Source organism: Yersinia sp. SCPM-O-B-9106 (C-191) (genome assembly GCF_026183365.1).
In the GTDB taxonomy this organism is placed as follows: Bacteria; Pseudomonadota; Gammaproteobacteria; order Enterobacterales; family Enterobacteriaceae; genus Yersinia; species Yersinia rochesterensis.
This window is the reverse complement of sequence record NZ_CP110791.1, coordinates 2,578,647-2,595,349: the sequence shown is the minus strand read 5'-3', so window position 1 is coordinate 2,595,349 and position 16,703 is coordinate 2,578,647. Positions and strand designations below refer to the sequence as shown.

Genomic DNA, 16,703 nt, shown 5'->3' with positions numbered 1-16,703 from the left:
GATAATTTTCACTACAGCAAGCGTTTGTGCTTTAGCACTTTTCGTCAGGAAAAGGCCGCAGGCAAAGCGCCATGATTATTTGAGGTAAGAAAATGACCCGCTACTTAAATAAAGACACCCAAGTATGTATTTCTCTGGCCGCCAGACCCAGTAACTTTGGCACCCGTTTTCATAACTTTTTATACGATGCTCTAGACCTCGACTATCTGTATAAGGCCTTTAGCACCACTGACTTGGCCGCGGCGATTGGCGGTGTGCGGGCATTAGGATTCCGAGGTTGCGCCATTTCGATGCCGTTTAAAGAGGCGGTTATCCCGATGGTTGATGAGCTGGATGCATCGGCGGCAGCGATTAATTCAGTAAATACCTTGGTGAATACGAAGGGTTATCTGAAAGCCTATAACACCGACTATATTGCCATCGCGAAATTGCTACAGCGCTATCAGGTGCCGGCAGAAACCGTTTTTGCACTGCGTGGCAGTGGTGGGATGGCGAAGGCGGTGGCTTTTGCGCTAAAAAATGCGGGTTTTAAGCAAGGGTTTATTATTGCGACTAATGAAAAAACCGGTCAGAAACTCGCCGAGCAATCTGGTTATATTTATCAGCCCGATATGCAGGGCGTACCGGCCACTATGTTGATCAATGCCACGCCTGTGGGGATGCTGGGGGGGAAAGATGCTGATAGCATGGCGTTTACTGAAGCTGAGGTGGAGCGGGCTAAGGTGATTTTTGATGTGGTGGCCATGCCCGCTATTACCCCACTAATCAGTTATGCTAAAGCACAAGAAAAAACCCTTATTACTGGTGCTGAAGTCTTTGCTATTCAGGCAGTTGAGCAATTTGTGCTGTATACTGGCATTCGCCCGGATCAAGCTTTGTTTGAAAAAGCAGCGGCTTATGCCCGCGCTCAATGATTGAGGTTGAAATCAATAGAAATTGTCGCTCATACTACCCATTCTCCATTTTTATCACTTTCAAGGAAATGCGTTATGGCCGAAGAAACGATTTTCAGCAAAATTATTCGCCGTGAAATCCCTGCTGATGTGGTTTACCAGGATGAACTGGTAACCGCGTTTCGTGATATCGCCCCACAGGCTCCCACCCATATCTTAATCATTCCTAATATTCTTATCCCAACTGTGAATGATGTCACAGCAGAACACGAAGCAACTCTGGGTCGAATGATCACTGTGGCTGCTAAACTTGCAGAGCAGGAAGGTATTGCTGAAGATGGATATCGTCTGATTATCAACTGCAATCGCCATGCAGGGCAGGTGGTTTACCATATCCACATGCATTTGGTGGGCGGTCGTGATTTGGGTTCGTTGCTGTCACATAAGTAATTGAGGTAAGCCTATGCGCCCTGTAAAGGCGTTTTTATTACCGCAGACGCATTTATTACCGCTAATTGTGTTCGCGTGTATAGCGACATTGCTGGGGTGCAGCAGCCCGAAAGGGATTGCGGTGAATAAGCAGCAAACGGTGGTAATGGATTCGTCAGTGTTAACGGCGGGTATTTTGGCCTCTCAACCGGCAATTTCAACATCCGATGGCGATAATGTGACGCGCTCGGTGATTACCAATAGCCAGAATAAACCGATAAAAATAAACTACCGCTTTTATTGGTATGATGCGCAGGGTTTAGACGTGCCGCCACTGGAAGCGCCACGATCTATTATTATCGCGCCAGACAGTGATGTTGAAATTCAATCAGTTAATAATAATTTTAATGCACGCAGTGCGCGTGTTTATCTATTCTTATAGCCACACTTTGGAGTGGGACAATGAAAAGGTATTTATCTGTGGCTCTGGCGGCACTGGTGCTGACGGGGTGTATAACTCAGCCACCGGTTGAGCCAACTACGCCACCAGTGACCATCGAACCCGTTACGCCCCCTGTGACTGAAACGCCTCCGCCAGTTGACACCGTGCCGCCACCGCCCAAAATGCAGCAGCCGACTGATTGGGCCGCCAGCGTAGAACCCTTAGTTGCGCAAATGGTGAACAGCAATGATGTAGCAACCGGCAGCATATTGCTCCTCGATAGCGTCAAAAATAACACCAATGGCGCGTTGCAAACGGCGAAAGCGACCTCGGCCTTACATCAAGTGCTGTCATCAAATAAAAAGTTTGTATTGATCTCGCCGCAGCAATTAGCTGTCGCTAAGCAAACTTTAGGGTTATCGGAAGAAGATAGTCTCGGCTCGCGCAGCAAAGCTATTGGCCTGGCTCGCTATGTCGGTGCTCAGTATGTGTTGTACAGCGATGTCAGTGGTGATGTGAAGTCACCGACCATTGAAATGCAACTGATGCAGGCGCAAACCGGCGAAATCATCTGGTCAGGTAATGGCCCAGTTCATCGCTGATCCTTCTCTGTATGCGCTCATCGACAGCATCAAACCGGCGGCGAACACCGCCGGCGGTGTTTTTAATCCAGCCGATTTTATTAAGGCAGATTGGCATATTAGCCCGGTGTCCGGTCTGACCGGTGAAAGTTGGCGCATTGTTTATCCATCAAACATTCATCCATCAAACATTCATTCGCTAAACACTGGGCCAAATATTGATTGGCTGGCGCGTGAGCAATCAGTCCAGAAAACTCAGTTAGGTGTGAACCGGCGGCGCGAGCGTAAGTTATTGCGGCATGTCGCGGGTTGCTATTTAGCACCGACGATTATTGCAGCAAATCAGCGCTGGTTAGTGATCAATTGGCTTGAGGGTGACGTTGTCACTAACGAGCAATTCATTGAATTATCAGCTAATGGTCAGTTAGCACAGCTATTGACCCGCTTGCATCATTTACCTCCCAGTGGTTATCGTCTGGATCTCTGTGCTCAGCTTATCCGTTATGCTGGGCAGATTGATACCAAACGCCTCTCGCCCAGTTGGTTACGGCTGCATCAGGATTTTTTACACCAATCACCGCCGCAACCGGTGAAACTGGCACCTCTGCATATGGATATTCACCCCGGAAATCTTTTGGCGACACCCTCCGGGCTGAAATTGATTGACTGGGAATATGCGGCTGATGGTGATATTGCCCTTGATATTGCCGCGCTATTTCGTGGCAATGGTTGGTCAGCGCCCCAGCAACAAGCTTTTTTACAGCACTATTGCGGCAATGAGCAGGGTTACCATGATATTGAGCGTTTGTCCCGCCAGATACGGCGCTGGTTGCCGTGGCTTGATTACCTGATGCTGATGTGGTTTGAGGTGCGTTGGCAGCAAAGCGGAAACAATGAATTTTTGCAATGGGCCGCACCGTTGCGCCAAAGGTTTAATTTATCATTTTGATTTTATTTCCAACGCTATAAAGTTGATGAGGTTGTCGTGGGTCCAGTAATGTTAGACGTTGCCAGCTATGAGCTGGATGCAGAAGAACGTGAGATTTTAAAGCACCCGCTGGTGGGCGGCTTGATTTTATTCAGCCGCAATTTTCATGATGCCGAGCAATTACGTGAGTTAGTCCGCCAGATAAGGGCAGCATCCCACGCGCGGTTGGTGGTGGCCGTTGATCAGGAAGGGGGCCGGGTACAGCGTTTTCGTGATGGTTTTACTCGTCTGCCCGCAGCCCAGTCTTTTGCTGAGCTGAATGATGCCGCCACGGCGGCGCAGTTGGCGCAAGAAGCGGGCTGGCTGATGGCCGCTGAAATGATATCAATGGATATTGATATTAGCTTTGCCCCGGTTCTGGACATTGGCCATGTCAGCGCCGCCATCGGTGAGCGCTCATTCCACAGTGACCCGCAGCAAGCGCAGAATATGGCCGAGTGCTTTATTCGTGGGATGCACAGCGCAGGTATGAAAACCACCGGTAAGCATTTCCCCGGACATGGGGCGGTGGCGGCTGATTCACATAAAGAAACACCGCGGGATAATCGACCACTGGCAGAAATCCGCACACATGATATGGTTATATTTCGCGAGCTGATCGCGCGGGGATTACTGGACGCCATCATGCCCGCTCACGTGATTTATACTGAAGCTGATGCGCGCCCTGCTAGTGGCTCGGCCTATTGGCTCCAAAATATATTGCGTCAAGAGTTAGGGTTTGAGGGCATCATTTTCTCTGATGACTTGTCGATGGAAGGGGCGGCTATCATGGGCAGCTACGCCGAGCGTGGGCAAGCTTCTCTGGATGCTGGCTGCGATATGATTTTGGTTTGTAATAACCGTCAGGGCGCAGTGAGTGTGTTAGATAACCTGTCTCCAGTCAAAGCAGACCAACTTACACGATTGTATCATTCTGGACAGTTTGACCGTCAGGCGTTGATGGCATCATCGCGTTGGCAGCAGGCGAATAAGGCATTAACGGCACTCAGCGAACGTTGGGATGCACATAAGTCGCGAGGATAAAAATGATCATTTATCTACATGGTTTTGATTCCAACAGCCCTGGCAATCACGAGAAAGTCCTGCAATTACAATTCATTGACCCGGATGTGCGTTTTATCAGCTACAGCACTTTGCATCCTCGCCATGATATGCAGCATTTACTGAAAGAAGTGGATAAAGCTATTCAGCAGGGCGGAGATGCCAAATCATTGATTTGTGGCGTGGGGTTAGGGGGCTTTTGGGCTGAACGTATTGGTTTCTTGTGCGGGATCCGCCAGGTTGCATTTAATCCAAATCTTTATCCGCAAAACAATATGAACGGCAAAATTGATCGCCCGGAAGAGTATGTGGATATTGCTGGTAAGTGTGTCAGTGATTTCCGTGAGAAAAACCGTGACCGGTGCCTGGTGGTGCTGTCGCGCAATGATGAAATGCTCGATAGCCAAGTGACCGCTGGCGATCTGCACCCTTATTATGAAATTGTCTGGGATGAGAAACAGAGCCACAAGTTTAAAGATCTTTCTCCTCATCTTCAGCGGGTCAAAGCATTTAAAACATTGGGTTAATGATAACCTCATTAACCGGTGTTTTGTTAAAGATTGGTTAATTGAAAAACTCATGATTCTGTGCAATTTGGCCTGAAAAAAGAGTGTCATCTGCTTTTTTCAGGCCATTTTTATGACTAAAAATCGCAAAATAGCGCTTTATCGCCCCTCCAATAGAAAATTTATAAATTGTGACTAAGCGCTAACTATTTGAATCTTATTCCAGAAAAAATCCCTATGCTGGCACTTTAATCAAAAAAAATTGATATATATCAATTTTGGTATGACCAAATAACCCTGCATGATATTCTGAGGTTAGTTTATTGAATTAGCATCAGTGAACCCTATGTTATCTAAGGATATTATTCATTTACCCTTAGCTAACAATTGGTTCACATTTAGGGGGTCATTTTGACAACGCCGAAGAAAAAAATCGTTATTATTGGTGGTGGTGCTGGCGGTCTTGAGTTAGCGACCAGTCTGGGCCATAAACTGGGCCGCAGCAAAAAAGCCGAGATTGTGCTGGTTGATCGCAACCACAGCCATCTGTGGAAACCACTGCTGCATGAAGTCGCGACCGGTTCTCTGGATGATGGTGTTGATGCATTGAGCTACCTGGCTCATGCGCGTAACCATTACTTTAATTTCCAATTGGGTTCATTAACTAACATCAATCGTGAAACTAAAACCCTTAGTCTGGCGGAAATTTGCGATGAACACGGCGATGTGCTGGTGACCCAACGCGAATTAACCTATGACATTTTAGTGGTCGCGCTGGGCAGTACCTCGAATGATTTCGGTACACCGGGTGTGAAAGATAACTGTATTTTCCTTGATAACCCGCATCAGGCGCACCGTTTCCATAATGAAATGCTTAACTTGTTCCTGAAGTATTCAGCACAACCAGGTGACAAAGGCAAAGTTAATATCGCGATTGTTGGCGGTGGGGCCACCGGTGTGGAACTGTCTGCTGAGCTGCATAATGCGGTCAAACAGTTGCATAGCTATGGTTTTGAAGGCTTGGACAATCAAGCGCTGAATGTCACATTGGTGGAGGCGGGTGAACGTATTTTGCCAGCATTGCCGCCACGTATTTCGGCTGCCGCGCATCAGGAACTGATTAAACTTGGCGTCCGGGTATTGACCAAAACTATGGTTACCAGCGCTGATGAAAAGGGCCTGAATACTAAAGACGGCGAGTTTATTAATGCAGATCTGATGGTCTGGGCGGCGGGTATCAAAGCACCTGACTTTATGAAAGATATCGCCGGGCTGGAAACCAACCGAATTAATCAGTTAGTGGTGGAGCCGACACTACAAACCACCCGTGATCCGAATATATTTGCTATTGGTGACTGTGCTTCTTGCCCACAACCTAGTGGTGGTTTTGTACCGCCGCGCGCGCAGTCGGCCCATCAAATGGCCAGCCGCTGCTACAGTAATATTCTGGCATTGCTTAATGAGCAACCTTTAAAGCCATACATTTATAAAGACCATGGTTCACTGGTATCGCTGTCTAAATTTAGCACTGTCGGTAGCTTGATGGGTAACCTGATGCGCGGTTCTATGATGGTGGAAGGCCGTGTTGCCCGTATTGTTTACATCTCGCTGTATCGGATGCATCAAGTGGCATTGCATGGCTATACCAAGACGGGCTTGATGATGCTGGTGGGCGGGATTAACCGCGTGATTCGCCCGCGTCTGAAGCTCCACTAATTCTCCTTCGTCCTTGACGTTGCAGCTGTGTTAGCGGCGCTAGTTACTCGGCCCGTCCATGGGCCTCGCCTCTGCGAGGCCGCTGCAAGCAGCGTTCAAATCGGTTCCTGACCGATTTGTCACCCGAATCACTTACTTATGTAAGCTCATCGGGATTTGCTCGCTTGCTGCCTTGCTGAAACGCCAATGATTTTGGAGAATGTTTAGATCTTTAATTTGCCGCTGCCCGTTAATACGGGTGGCGGTTTTTTTTGGCGCTAATCTAGCGCACGTTTTGCTCAAGCCATTCGCACGTAATGCTAAATTTACAGTATAAAATTCTGTAGCAATCAATCTCGCTAGTCGGATTCCTCCTAAACACATCCATTCACACCTATTATCTGAATGTTTCGTCCATTTATCTTATTGCTCGTTCGACGGACATTGTGCAGACTTCTCGATGTTTACAGATCAATGTTTACAGATCAATGTTTACAGACGGCGAGTCACGCACGCCGTCGTCCGCAAATAAGGGGCAACCCTCATGGAGGATGCCGTCAGGTTTTCGCTGTTAATGTGGGCGTCTGGGGCAAAAGCTGCGTGGTAATACTTTTAATTCGTTATTGACCTTCAGGAGGATGTCCTGTGAACAAATCAATGTTAGCAGGTGTGGGTATCGGTATTGCGGCTGCTCTGGGAATTGCCGCTGTCGCGAGTATGAATGTCTTCTCCGGCGCACCGCAATATGCACAAGTTCTTGCTGCGACACCGATTAAAGAGACGATTAAAACGCCTCGTCAGGAATGCCGCAATGTGACAGTGACGCACCGTAAGCCGGTGCAGGACGAAAATCAAATTGCGGGTTCAGTCTTGGGTGCTGTTGCGGGTGGCGTTCTGGGCCATCAGGTAGGTGGCGGCCGGGGTAAAGATATTGCGACAGTTGCTGGCGCGCTGGCAGGCGGATATGCCGGTAACCGCGTCCAAAGTAATATGCAGGACAGTGATACTTACACCACCACCCAACAACGTTGCCAAACTGTTTACGATAAGTCACAGAAAATGTTGGGATATGACGTAACCTACAAAATTGGTAATCAGCAGGGAAAAATTCGCATGGATCGTGATCCAGGCACGCAGATTCCAATCGATAAAAATGGTCAACTGATACTGAACAAACAAGCATAATACAAAATCTGTTGTCCAAGACCTTGTATCAAAAACCCGCGGTATAGTGTTAATTCTGATCGCTTAACATGATTTTTAAGCGAGTGGCATTAACATTAGCGCGGGTTTCTCACATCTGAAACCCGCGCTAACATTTTGATATTAAGCCACTCGATGCTGAGCAAATGCCGCCAGCAGTTCACTGATAAACTTCAACCGCTGTGTCCGATCACTTAAATCCTGGATAAATTTCAGTTTGGTTGGCCCTTCCAGACGGTATATCTGTGGTTGGCGTTGCAGCAAACCAATCAAATAAACCGGGTCCACTTTGTTCTTCTCACCAAATTCGATAAAACCACCGCGCTCATTACCTTCAATGCGCTTGATACCCAACTTCTGGGCCTGTTGGCGCAATTCTGCAGTATGTAACAGATAGCGGGCGGCATCGGGCAGTTTACCAAAGCGGTCAATCAGCTCGACTTTCAACTCATCAAGTTCAGTTTCATTGCGAGCGCTGGCGATTCGCTTATAAAACGAAAGCCGGATATTCACATCAGGAATAAAGTCTTCCGGCAGCAGCACCGGCATACGCATTTCAATTTCAGTCTGATTGCTGGTCAAATCTTCCAGCGACGGCTCTCTGCCTTCTTTCAGCGCATCCACCGCGCTTTCCAGTAACTCCATATACAGAGAGAAACCGATGGTGGTCATTTGGCCACTTTGATCTTCGCCTAATAGCTCACCGGCCCCACGAATCTCAAGGTCATGAGTTGCCAGGGCAAAACCAGCACCGAGATCTTCCAGTGACGCAATAGCCTCTAGCCGTTTTTTGGCATCGGTGGTCATGGCTTTCGGGTTCGGTGTGAGCAAGTAAGCATAGGCTTGATGGTGGGAACGCCCAACCCGGCCGCGCAATTGGTGCAACTGCGCCAGACCAAAATGATCGGCGCGTTCGATGATAATGGTATTGGCGCTCGGAATATCTATACCGGTTTCAATAATGGTGGTACAGACCAACACGTTAAAACGCTGATGATGGAAATCATTCATCACCCGCTCCAGATCCCGCTCACGCATCTGGCCGTGGCCGATGGCAATGCGCGCCTCTGGCACTAATTCCGCGAGCCGCTGGGTGGCTTTTTCGATATTTTCCACGTCGTTATACAGGTAATAAACCTGCCCGCCACGGAGAATTTCGCGCAGAATCGCCTCTCGCACCACCAAGCTATCATACTCACGGACAAAGGTTTTTACTGCCAGACGGCGCGCGGGCGGGGTGGCAATAATGGATAAATCGCGCATGCCGCTCATTGCCATATTCAGTGTGCGCGGAATTGGCGTGGCGGTGAGTGTCAAAATGTCGACATCGGCGCGCATCGCCTTGATTCGCTCTTTGTGGCGCACCCCAAAGCGGTGTTCTTCATCGACAATCAACAGCCCAAGATCTTGCCAGTGCAAGTCAGTTTGCAGCAATTTGTGGGTGCCGATAATAATATCGACTTTCCCTTCCGCCGCTTGTTCCAAAATCACTTGCTGCTCTTTGGCGCTGCGGAAGCGGGACATCATTTCAATCCGCACCGGCCAGGTAGCAAAACGGTCGCGGAAGTTGTCAAAATGCTGTTGCGCCAGCAGGGTGGTCGGCACCAATACCGCCACTTGCTTATTATTCGCCACCGCCAGGAAAGCCGCTCGCATAGCCACTTCGGTTTTACCGAAACCAACATCCCCACACACCAGGCGGTCCATGGCCAGTGGCCGGCACATATCACTGAGCACCGCATTGATGGCCTGTTCCTGATCCGGTGTGGTTTCGAACGGGAAGCTTTGGCAAAACAGCTGATATTGCTCTTTATCCAACTTGAACTTAAAGCCCGATTTAGCGGCGCGCTGCGCATAGATATCCAGCAGCTCGGCGGCCACATCACGCACTTTCTCGGCGGCTTTCTGCCGTGCGCGGCCCCAAGCCTCTCCACCCAATTTATGCAGCGGTGCATTATCATCTGCTCCGCCAGAATAGCGGCTGATCAGGTGTAATGAGGAGACCGGTACATAGAGTTTATCTTCACCGGCATAGGTCAATATCAGGTATTCAGCTTTAATGCCGCCCGCTTCTAAGGTGGTCAAGCCCAGATAGCGGCCAACACCGTGCTCCAGATGCACCACCGGCTGGCCGGGGCGCAACTCCGCCAAATTGCGGATCAAGGTATCGGTGTTGATGGTGCGGCGATTATCTTGACGGCGGCGGCTCACGCGCTCGCCCAGCAAGTCACTTTCGCAAATCAGCGCTAATTGTTTTTCGCTGTCGAGGAAGCCGCGTTCAGCGGCACCAATCATCAGATAATGGCCGGGTGCGCTGGCCTGAGGTAGCTCGGTTATCAACGTCGGGCTGATTTTTATCCGCGCCAGCAGGTCTTGCAGGGTTTCGCGTCGGCCCTCGCTTTCCACCGAGAACACGACGCTACCGCTGAATGACTCAATAAAGCGCCGCAGATTATCCAACGGTGCTTTTTGCTGCGCCTGTACCGCTAAATCGGGTAGCGCTTGATAATGTAAGTTGGTATTGGCAGTTTTTGCCGGTAATTCTGTCGTTTTAAACTGAACTCGTGGCCACTCTTTTAGCTCACTGAAGAGTGAATCAACCCGTAACCATAAGGTTTCTGGGGCCAGCAATGGGCGCATCGGGTCAATACGGCGGCTTTCATAGCGCTGGTTAACATCCAGCCAGAAACGCTCTGCCGAGCTTTCCAAATCACCGGTATTGATCAATAAGGTATTTTCAGGCAAGTAGCTAAAAAGTGTCGGTAAGGGCTGGCTGAAGAACAGCGGCTGCCAATATTCAATACCGGCAGGCCAAATACCTTTGCTCACTTGCTGGTAAATATGTTCTGCATCGCGGCGCACTTCAAACTGTTCCCGCCATTGGCTGCGGAATAATTCAATGGCGGCTTTATCTATCGGGAATTCATGGGCGGGCAGTAAATTTATTTGCTCGACTTCTGACAAAGTGCGCTGTGAATCCACATCAAATACACGCAAGCTATCAATGTCATCATCAAAAAAATCAATGCGATAGGGTTCTTCACTGCCCATCGGATACAAGTCAAGCAAGGCCCCACGGGTAGCGAATTCACCGTGTTCCATAACCTGATCGACACTGCGATATCCCGCTTGTTCAAGCTGAGCACGCAACTTATCCCGTGATAGATGCTGGCCTTTTTTCATCACCAAAGCATGGCCATGCAGGAATGCGTGCGGGCAAACCCGTTGCATCAAAGTATTAATCGGGAGAATAATAACGCCGCGTTCCATGGTCGGAAGGTGATACAAACAAGAAAGGCGCGCCGAAATAATATCCTGATGAGGAGAGAAACTGTCGTAAGGCAGTGTTTCCCAGTCGGAGAGGGTGTTCACCGGACGAGGGGAAAACTGCTGAATCTCATCACGCAGCCGCAGCGCCGTTTGCATATCCGGGGTAATTAACATTACCGGGCCATCATGGCGCTCAATGATTTCTGCACACTCGACGGCGCAAGCGGAACCCGTCAACTGGCCTAACTGGCGGGTATCGCCACGGCGCGTCGGCAATGAATAACGATGTTGTTGGGACATAAGCAGTTAAACAGTCTCTTTATCAGGACGAATTATCTCGGCGGCTATCCTAGCACGTGAGAAGACATAGCCACAGATTGGCGCTCTGATTTGCAATAAAAGCCGGAGATATAGGCGGTTAATGGTTCCATAAAGCGGTAGTACCCTTTATTATCCTCGATCACTTTGCTTTAGCAACAGGATCTAAACAGATTTCATGTATCAACCTGTCGCATTATTTATTGGCCTGCGTTATATGCGCGGGCGTGCATCTGACCGCTTTGGTCGGTTTGTTTCATGGCTTTCTACCATTGGCATCACTCTGGGAGTGATGGCATTGATCACCGTGCTATCTGTGATGAATGGTTTTGAGCGCGATCTGCAGAATAACATTTTGGGGCTGATGCCACAGGCGCTAATTACCACGCCACAAGGTTCTCTTGACCCGAACAAAATGCCTGCTTCATCACTGCAATCACTGACTGGCGTCACTGATGTCGTGCCATTGACCACCGCCGATGTGGTGTTACAAAGTGCGCGCAATCTAGCCGCAGGGGTGATGCTGGGCGTTGATCCTAATCAGCATGAGCCTCTGAGTGACTACCTGGTCAATGTGCACCTAAAGGATTTACAACCGGGGAGCTACAATATCATCCTCGGTGAGAAATTGGCCGGTCAATTGGGGGTTAAACGCGGTGAAACACTGCGTTTGATGGTGCCGAGTGCCAGTCAATTTACCCCTATGGGGCGTATTCCCAGCCAGCGCTTGTTCAATATTATTGGAACATTCGCCGCTGACAGTGAGGTGGATGGCTATCAAATGTTGGTTAATCAGCAGGATGCATCACGTCTAATGCGCTACCCCGCGGGTAACATCACTGGCTGGCGTTTATTCCTTTCACAGCCGCTGACCGTCGATAGCTTGAGTCAACAAGCTTTGCCCGAGGGAATGGTATGGAAAGATTGGCGCGAGCGTAAAGGCGAGCTTTTCCAAGCAGTTCGGATGGAAAAAAATATGATGGGGCTGTTACTTAGCCTGATTATTGCTGTCGCGGCCTTTAATATCATTACCTCGCTCGGCCTGTTAGTGATGGAAAAACAGGGCGAAGTGGCGATTTTACAAACCCAAGGGCTAAGTCGCCGGCAAATTATGCTGGTGTTTATGGTGCAGGGGGCTACCGCTGGGGTGATTGGTGCCTTGCTGGGTGCTGGGCTTGGCATCTTACTTGCCAGCCAATTGAACACCATTATTCCGGTTCTCGGCTTATTGATTGATGGTGCCAGTTTGCCGGTCGAGATTAACCCGATTCAGGTGACCGTGATTGCTTTATTAGCGATGGCGATTGCTTTGCTTTCAACGCTTTACCCTTCCTGGCGCGCTGCCGCCGCACAACCTGCCGAGGCTTTACGCTATGAGTAATCATCCTTTATTACAGTGCTTAAACCTGTGTAAACGCTATCAGGAAGGCCAATTGCATACCGACGTATTGCGCAATGTGTCGTTTACCATTGAAGCCGGTGAGTTGATGGCGATTGTCGGCAGTTCTGGTTCGGGTAAAAGTACCTTATTACATTTGTTAGGCGGGCTGGATTCCCCCACCTCCGGCGAAGTGATTTATCAAGGGCGCTCACTGAATCAAATGTCCTCTACCGCAAAAGCTGAGTTGCGCAATCGCGAATTAGGTTTTATCTATCAATTCCACCATTTACTACCTGATTTTACCGCCTTGGAAAATGTGGCGATGCCGCTACTGATTGGCGGTGCGAAACCGAGTGAAGCACAGGATAAAGCCCGTGCCATGTTGGCGGCGGTGGGGTTGGAAAAACGCAGCAAACATCGCCCGTCGGAGTTATCTGGCGGTGAACGCCAGCGGGTGGCGATTGCGCGTTCACTGGTTAATAATCCGTCGCTGGTGTTGGCCGATGAGCCGACCGGTAACCTTGATCAGCGGAATGCCGATAGCATCTTTAATTTGTTAGGTGAATTGAATGTTCGTCAAGGGACGGCATTTTTAGTCGTCACCCACGATCTGCAATTGGCTAAACGCATGAGTCGCCAGTTAGAAATGCGTGATGGTCAGCTACAGCAACATCTGACGTTGGTGGGGGCGCAATAGTGGCGATGGGCATGGGCGTTTCGCCACTTTCACTGTTAATCGGTTTACGTTTTAGCCGTGGTCGCCGTCGCGGCGGCATGGTATCACTGATTTCGGTGATATCTACCTTGGGTATTGCTCTGGGTGTTGCGGTGCTGATCGTCGGCTTAAGTGCAATGAACGGCTTCGAACGTGAGCTAAAAAACCGTATTTTGGCGGTGGTGCCTCATGGTGAAATTGCTGTCGTCAATCAGCCATTTAGCGGCTGGGCACAAACTTTACAGCGGATTGAAAAAGTGCCCGGCATTGTGGCGGCGGCACCTTATATCAAATTCACCGGCTTGATTGAAAATGCCACTCAATTACGTGCGGTAGAAGTCAAAGGGGTTGATCCTGAAAGCGAGCAGCATCTCAGTGCATTACCCAGTTTTGTCCTTGACCATGCTTGGGATAATTTCAAGGCCGGCCAGCAGCAGATTATTTTAGGCAAAGGTCTGGCCGATGCGCTGGGCGTGAAGCAGGGGTCATGGCTGACGGTGATGATCCCCAATAGCGACCCTGAGATGAAATTGCTGCAACCTAAGCGCATTCGCTTGCAGGTAGCGGGCGTTTTTCAATTGAGTGGGCAACTGGATCATAGCTTGGCATTGGTGCCTTTAATTGATGCCCAGCAATATCTGGATATGGGTGACAGTGTCGCTGGTATAGCCATCAAGGTCGATGATGTCTACAACGCCAACCAACTGGTGCGCAGCGCCGGTGAGGCTTCCAATGCTTATGTGTATATCAGCAGTTGGATTGGCACCTATGGCTATATGTATCGCGATATTCAAATGATCCGTACTATCATGTACTTAGCCATGGTTCTGGTGATTGGTGTGGCCAGTTTTAACATTGTCTCCACACTGGTCATGGCCGTTAAAGATAAAAGCAGCGATATTGCAGTTCTGCGCACATTAGGGGCTAAAGATGGCCTCATTCGCGCCATTTTTATGTGGTATGGCTTGCTAGCGGGGCTTATCGGCAGTGTTAGCGGGGCGGTGGTGGGGGTGATTGTTTCTTTGCAATTAACCAATATTATCCGTGGGCTAGAAAAGCTGGTGGGGCATCAATTTTTGTCGGGCGATATATACTTCATCGACTTTTTACCGTCAGAATTACACTGGTTTGATGTGGCCTGTGTGCTGGCAACCGCGTTGGTGTTGAGCTTAATTGCCAGTTGGTATCCGGCTCGTCGTGCCAGCCGTATTGATCCGGCGCGGGTGTTGAGTGGGCAATAGTTGAGTGGGCAATAGTTGAGCGGGCAAGAAAAATCTAAAAATAAGTCAAACTAACAATAATTTCTCTGAACAATCATTTCTCTGAACAATAATGGGTAAGGGCAAACTTATGTATTACGGTTTTGATATGGGTGGCACCAAAATTGAGTTAGGTGTTTTTGATGCTAACCTACAACGAATCTGGCATAAGCGGGTCCCTACGCCGCGTGAAGATTATCGACAACTACTGCAAACGTTGCAGGATTTAACGCTGGAAGCCGATGAGTTTTGTGGGGTTAAAGGCAGTGTAGGCATTGGTATTCCCGGTTTGCCAAATGCGGATGATGGCACGGTGTTCACGGCGAATGTGCCCGCAGCAATGGGCCAATCCTTACAAAGTGACCTTTCCACATTAATTGGGCGCGAAGTTCGCATTGATAATGATGCCAACTGCTTTGCACTGTCTGAAGCCTGGGATCCTGAGTTCCGTGGTTATCCTACGGTATTAGGGTTGATTCTTGGCACGGGTGTTGGCGGCGGTCTGATTGTGAATGGCAGCATTGTCAGTGGGCGGAACCATATCACCGGCGAATTTGGTCATTTTCGTTTGCCGGTAGATGCACTGGATATTCTGGGTGCCGATATTCCACGGGTGCCTTGTGGCTGTGGTCATAACGGCTGTATTGAGAATTACATTTCCGGGCGCGGCTTTGAATGGATGTATAAACACTTCAATCAGCAATCCTTGCCCGCGACTGAAATCATTGCTAACTATAATTGCGGTGAATCTAAAGCTGTGGCGCATATTGAGCGCTTTATGGATGTGCTGGCGGTATGCTTGGGCAATTTATTAACCATGCTAGATCCCCATCTGGTGGTCATTGGGGGGGGATTATCCAATTTTGAGCAAATTTATCAGGAACTTCCAAAACGTTTACCCCAGCATTTATTGCGAGTAGCCCGATTGCCACGCATTGAAAAAGCGCGTTATGGTGATGCGGGCGGCGTTCGTGGGGCGGCGTTCCTGCATTTGTCTGAGCGGTAGTTAATCAATAGCAAATAACAATACCTAAAATAGAGGCAAAAGGTTATGCGCATACGCCATCGGTTGTGTCGGTTTCGTAAGAATAAACACTTGCGGCATCAACGTTTTCGCTCCCGTATTTTTCATCGAGACAGTGCTGCAACTTCAGAAATGAAGAAGCCGTTTGTGGTGGTTCTGACGGGGGCTGGCATCTCGGCTGAATCAGGTATTCGGACTTTCCGTGCGGCGGATGGTTTGTGGGAAGAGCATCAGGTGGAAGATGTTGCGACCCCGGAAGGCTATCGCCGTGACCCTGAACTGGTTCAAGCTTTTTATAATGCACGCCGTCGCCAGTTACAGCAGCCCGACATTGCGCCGAATGCCGCCCATTTTGCACTCGCTGATTTGGAAGCGGTGCTGGGTGATAACTTTGTGCTGGTTACTCAGAATATAGATAATTTGCATGAGCGGGCGGGTAGTAAGCGCATTATTCATATGCACGGCGAGCTACTGAAAGTCCGCTGTACGCAGTCTGGTCAAGTGCTGGACTGGCCGGGTGACCTCAGTGCAGACGAGCGCTGTCATTGTTGCCAATTCCCATCGCCCTTACGCCCACATATTGTGTGGTTTGGTGAAATGCCAATGGGAATGGATGAAATTTATCAGGCGCTGGCTGAGGCTGATTTCTTTATTTCGATTGGCACCTCCGGGCATGTCTATCCCGCTGCCGGGTTTGTTCATGAATCTAGCTTGCACGGCGCTCATACCGTCGAGTTAAATCTGGAGCCTAGCCAGGTTGAGAGTCAGTTTGATGAAAAACACTACGGTTTAGCCAGCAAAGTGGTGCCAGAATATGTGCGCGAATTTTTAACCACCCGTGGCGAGAATCGCGAAGGCGACTAATTACCCTGCTTAATTGGTGCCGCAGCGTTGCTAGCGGCACTTAATCATTAATTCAAACACTCAGTGTCGTACCTATATTGCTTTTTTATTCTGA

General features: G+C 49.2%; 15 protein-coding genes. 14 read left to right on the top strand and 1 reads right to left on the bottom strand.

Going from position 1 to position 16,703, the window contains the following annotated elements; translation table 11 throughout:
* Positions 1-92 precede the first annotated feature (92 nt).
* The 9 genes from OP863_RS12030 (at position 93) to OP863_RS11990 (ending at position 7,760) form a co-directional block, all read left to right on the top strand.
* Positions 93-914: a shikimate 5-dehydrogenase gene (locus OP863_RS12030; RefSeq protein WP_265525333.1), complete on the top strand. Its 822-nt coding sequence runs from the start codon at positions 93-95 to the stop codon at positions 912-914.
* 75 nt (positions 915-989) lie between these two features.
* A complete protein-coding gene (hinT, locus tag OP863_RS12025) occupies positions 990-1,343 on the top strand; it encodes a purine nucleoside phosphoramidase (protein WP_005273079.1) in 354 nt (117 codons plus the stop codon).
* Between the two features lie 13 nt (positions 1,344-1,356).
* On the top strand, positions 1,357-1,764 hold the full coding sequence (locus OP863_RS12020) for a YcfL family protein (protein WP_038632292.1): 408 nt from the start codon (positions 1,357-1,359) through the stop codon (positions 1,762-1,764).
* Between the two features lie 20 nt (positions 1,765-1,784).
* On the top strand, positions 1,785-2,366 hold the full coding sequence (lpoB, locus tag OP863_RS12015) for a penicillin-binding protein activator LpoB (RefSeq protein WP_038632294.1): 582 nt from the start codon (positions 1,785-1,787) through the stop codon (positions 2,364-2,366).
* On the top strand, positions 2,347-3,294 hold the full coding sequence (gene thiK / locus OP863_RS12010; RefSeq protein WP_265525332.1) for a thiamine kinase: 948 nt from the start codon (positions 2,347-2,349) through the stop codon (positions 3,292-3,294). The genes lpoB and thiK overlap by 20 nt, the downstream gene beginning before the upstream one ends.
* A 36-nt stretch (positions 3,295-3,330) precedes the next feature.
* Positions 3,331-4,356, top strand: coding sequence for a beta-N-acetylhexosaminidase (gene nagZ / locus OP863_RS12005; protein WP_145587658.1), 1,026 nt, complete (start codon positions 3,331-3,333; stop codon positions 4,354-4,356).
* Between the two features lie 2 nt (positions 4,357-4,358).
* Positions 4,359-4,901 (top strand): alpha/beta hydrolase YcfP, encoded by a 543-nt coding sequence (ycfP, locus tag OP863_RS12000; protein ID WP_038632300.1) that lies wholly within the window; start codon positions 4,359-4,361, stop codon positions 4,899-4,901.
* Between the two features lie 390 nt (positions 4,902-5,291).
* Positions 5,292-6,596, top strand: a complete 1,305-nt coding sequence (locus OP863_RS11995; protein WP_145587660.1) for an NAD(P)/FAD-dependent oxidoreductase — start codon at positions 5,292-5,294, stop codon at positions 6,594-6,596.
* A 624-nt stretch (positions 6,597-7,220) separates the two neighbouring features.
* Complete coding sequence (locus tag OP863_RS11990; RefSeq protein WP_038632304.1) at positions 7,221-7,760, top strand: glycine zipper 2TM domain-containing protein; 540 nt, start codon at positions 7,221-7,223, stop codon at positions 7,758-7,760.
* Positions 7,761-7,901: 141 nt separating this feature from the next.
* Here OP863_RS11990 and mfd read toward each other — a convergent pair whose 3' ends face one another.
* Positions 7,902-11,348 carry a transcription-repair coupling factor gene (gene mfd / locus OP863_RS11985; RefSeq protein ID WP_265525331.1) on the bottom strand — a complete coding sequence of 1,149 codons (3,447 nt, stop codon included), beginning with the start codon at positions 11,346-11,348 and terminating at the stop codon, positions 7,902-7,904.
* 196 nt (positions 11,349-11,544) lie between these two features.
* Here mfd and lolC point away from each other — a divergent pair, with 196 nt between their 5' ends.
* The 5 genes from lolC (at position 11,545) to cobB (ending at position 16,609) form a co-directional block, all read left to right on the top strand.
* Positions 11,545-12,747 carry a lipoprotein-releasing ABC transporter permease subunit LolC gene (gene lolC / locus OP863_RS11980; RefSeq protein ID WP_145587662.1) on the top strand — a complete coding sequence of 401 codons (1,203 nt, stop codon included), beginning with the start codon at positions 11,545-11,547 and terminating at the stop codon, positions 12,745-12,747.
* A complete protein-coding gene (gene lolD, locus OP863_RS11975; RefSeq protein ID WP_038632310.1) occupies positions 12,740-13,444 on the top strand; it encodes a lipoprotein-releasing ABC transporter ATP-binding protein LolD in 705 nt (234 codons plus the stop codon). Before lolC ends, lolD begins: the two co-directional genes overlap by 8 nt.
* A gap of 11 nt (positions 13,445-13,455) precedes the next feature.
* Positions 13,456-14,703, top strand: a complete 1,248-nt coding sequence (lolE, locus tag OP863_RS11970; protein WP_265526266.1) for a lipoprotein-releasing ABC transporter permease subunit LolE — start codon at positions 13,456-13,458, stop codon at positions 14,701-14,703.
* Positions 14,704-14,812: 109 nt separating this feature from the next.
* The gene (gene nagK, locus OP863_RS11965; protein ID WP_265525330.1) at positions 14,813-15,727 is read left to right on the top strand and encodes an N-acetylglucosamine kinase; all 915 of its coding nucleotides are present in this window, start codon (positions 14,813-14,815) and stop codon (positions 15,725-15,727) included.
* Between the two features lie 45 nt (positions 15,728-15,772).
* Positions 15,773-16,609 carry a Sir2 family NAD+-dependent deacetylase gene (gene cobB / locus OP863_RS11960; protein WP_145587666.1) on the top strand — a complete coding sequence of 279 codons (837 nt, stop codon included), beginning with the start codon at positions 15,773-15,775 and terminating at the stop codon, positions 16,607-16,609.
* The last annotated feature ends 94 nt before the right edge of the window (positions 16,610-16,703 follow it).

What these genes read in the sequence shown, in the direction of transcription:
- OP863_RS12030 (WP_265525333.1), top strand. Translation starts at nt 93, where the DNA reads ATGACCCGCTACTTAAATAAAGACACCCAAGTATGTATTTCTCTGGCC.
- hinT (WP_005273079.1), top strand. Translation starts at nt 990, where the DNA reads ATGGCCGAAGAAACGATTTTCAGCAAAATTATTCGCCGTGAAATCCCT.
- OP863_RS12020 (WP_038632292.1), top strand. Translation starts at nt 1,357, where the DNA reads ATGCGCCCTGTAAAGGCGTTTTTATTACCGCAGACGCATTTATTACCG.
- lpoB (WP_038632294.1), top strand. Translation starts at nt 1,785, where the DNA reads ATGAAAAGGTATTTATCTGTGGCTCTGGCGGCACTGGTGCTGACGGGG.
- thiK (WP_265525332.1), top strand. Translation starts at nt 2,347, where the DNA reads ATGGCCCAGTTCATCGCTGATCCTTCTCTGTATGCGCTCATCGACAGC.
- ycfP (WP_038632300.1), top strand. Translation starts at nt 4,359, where the DNA reads ATGATCATTTATCTACATGGTTTTGATTCCAACAGCCCTGGCAATCAC.
- mfd (WP_265525331.1), bottom strand. Translation starts at nt 11,348, where the DNA reads ATGTCCCAACAACATCGTTATTCATTGCCGACGCGCCGTGGCGATACC.
- lolC (WP_145587662.1), top strand. Translation starts at nt 11,545, where the DNA reads ATGTATCAACCTGTCGCATTATTTATTGGCCTGCGTTATATGCGCGGG.
- lolD (WP_038632310.1), top strand. Translation starts at nt 12,740, where the DNA reads ATGAGTAATCATCCTTTATTACAGTGCTTAAACCTGTGTAAACGCTAT.
- lolE (WP_265526266.1), top strand. Translation starts at nt 13,456, where the DNA reads ATGGGCGTTTCGCCACTTTCACTGTTAATCGGTTTACGTTTTAGCCGT.
- nagK (WP_265525330.1), top strand. Translation starts at nt 14,813, where the DNA reads ATGTATTACGGTTTTGATATGGGTGGCACCAAAATTGAGTTAGGTGTT.
- cobB (WP_145587666.1), top strand. Translation starts at nt 15,773, where the DNA reads ATGCGCATACGCCATCGGTTGTGTCGGTTTCGTAAGAATAAACACTTG.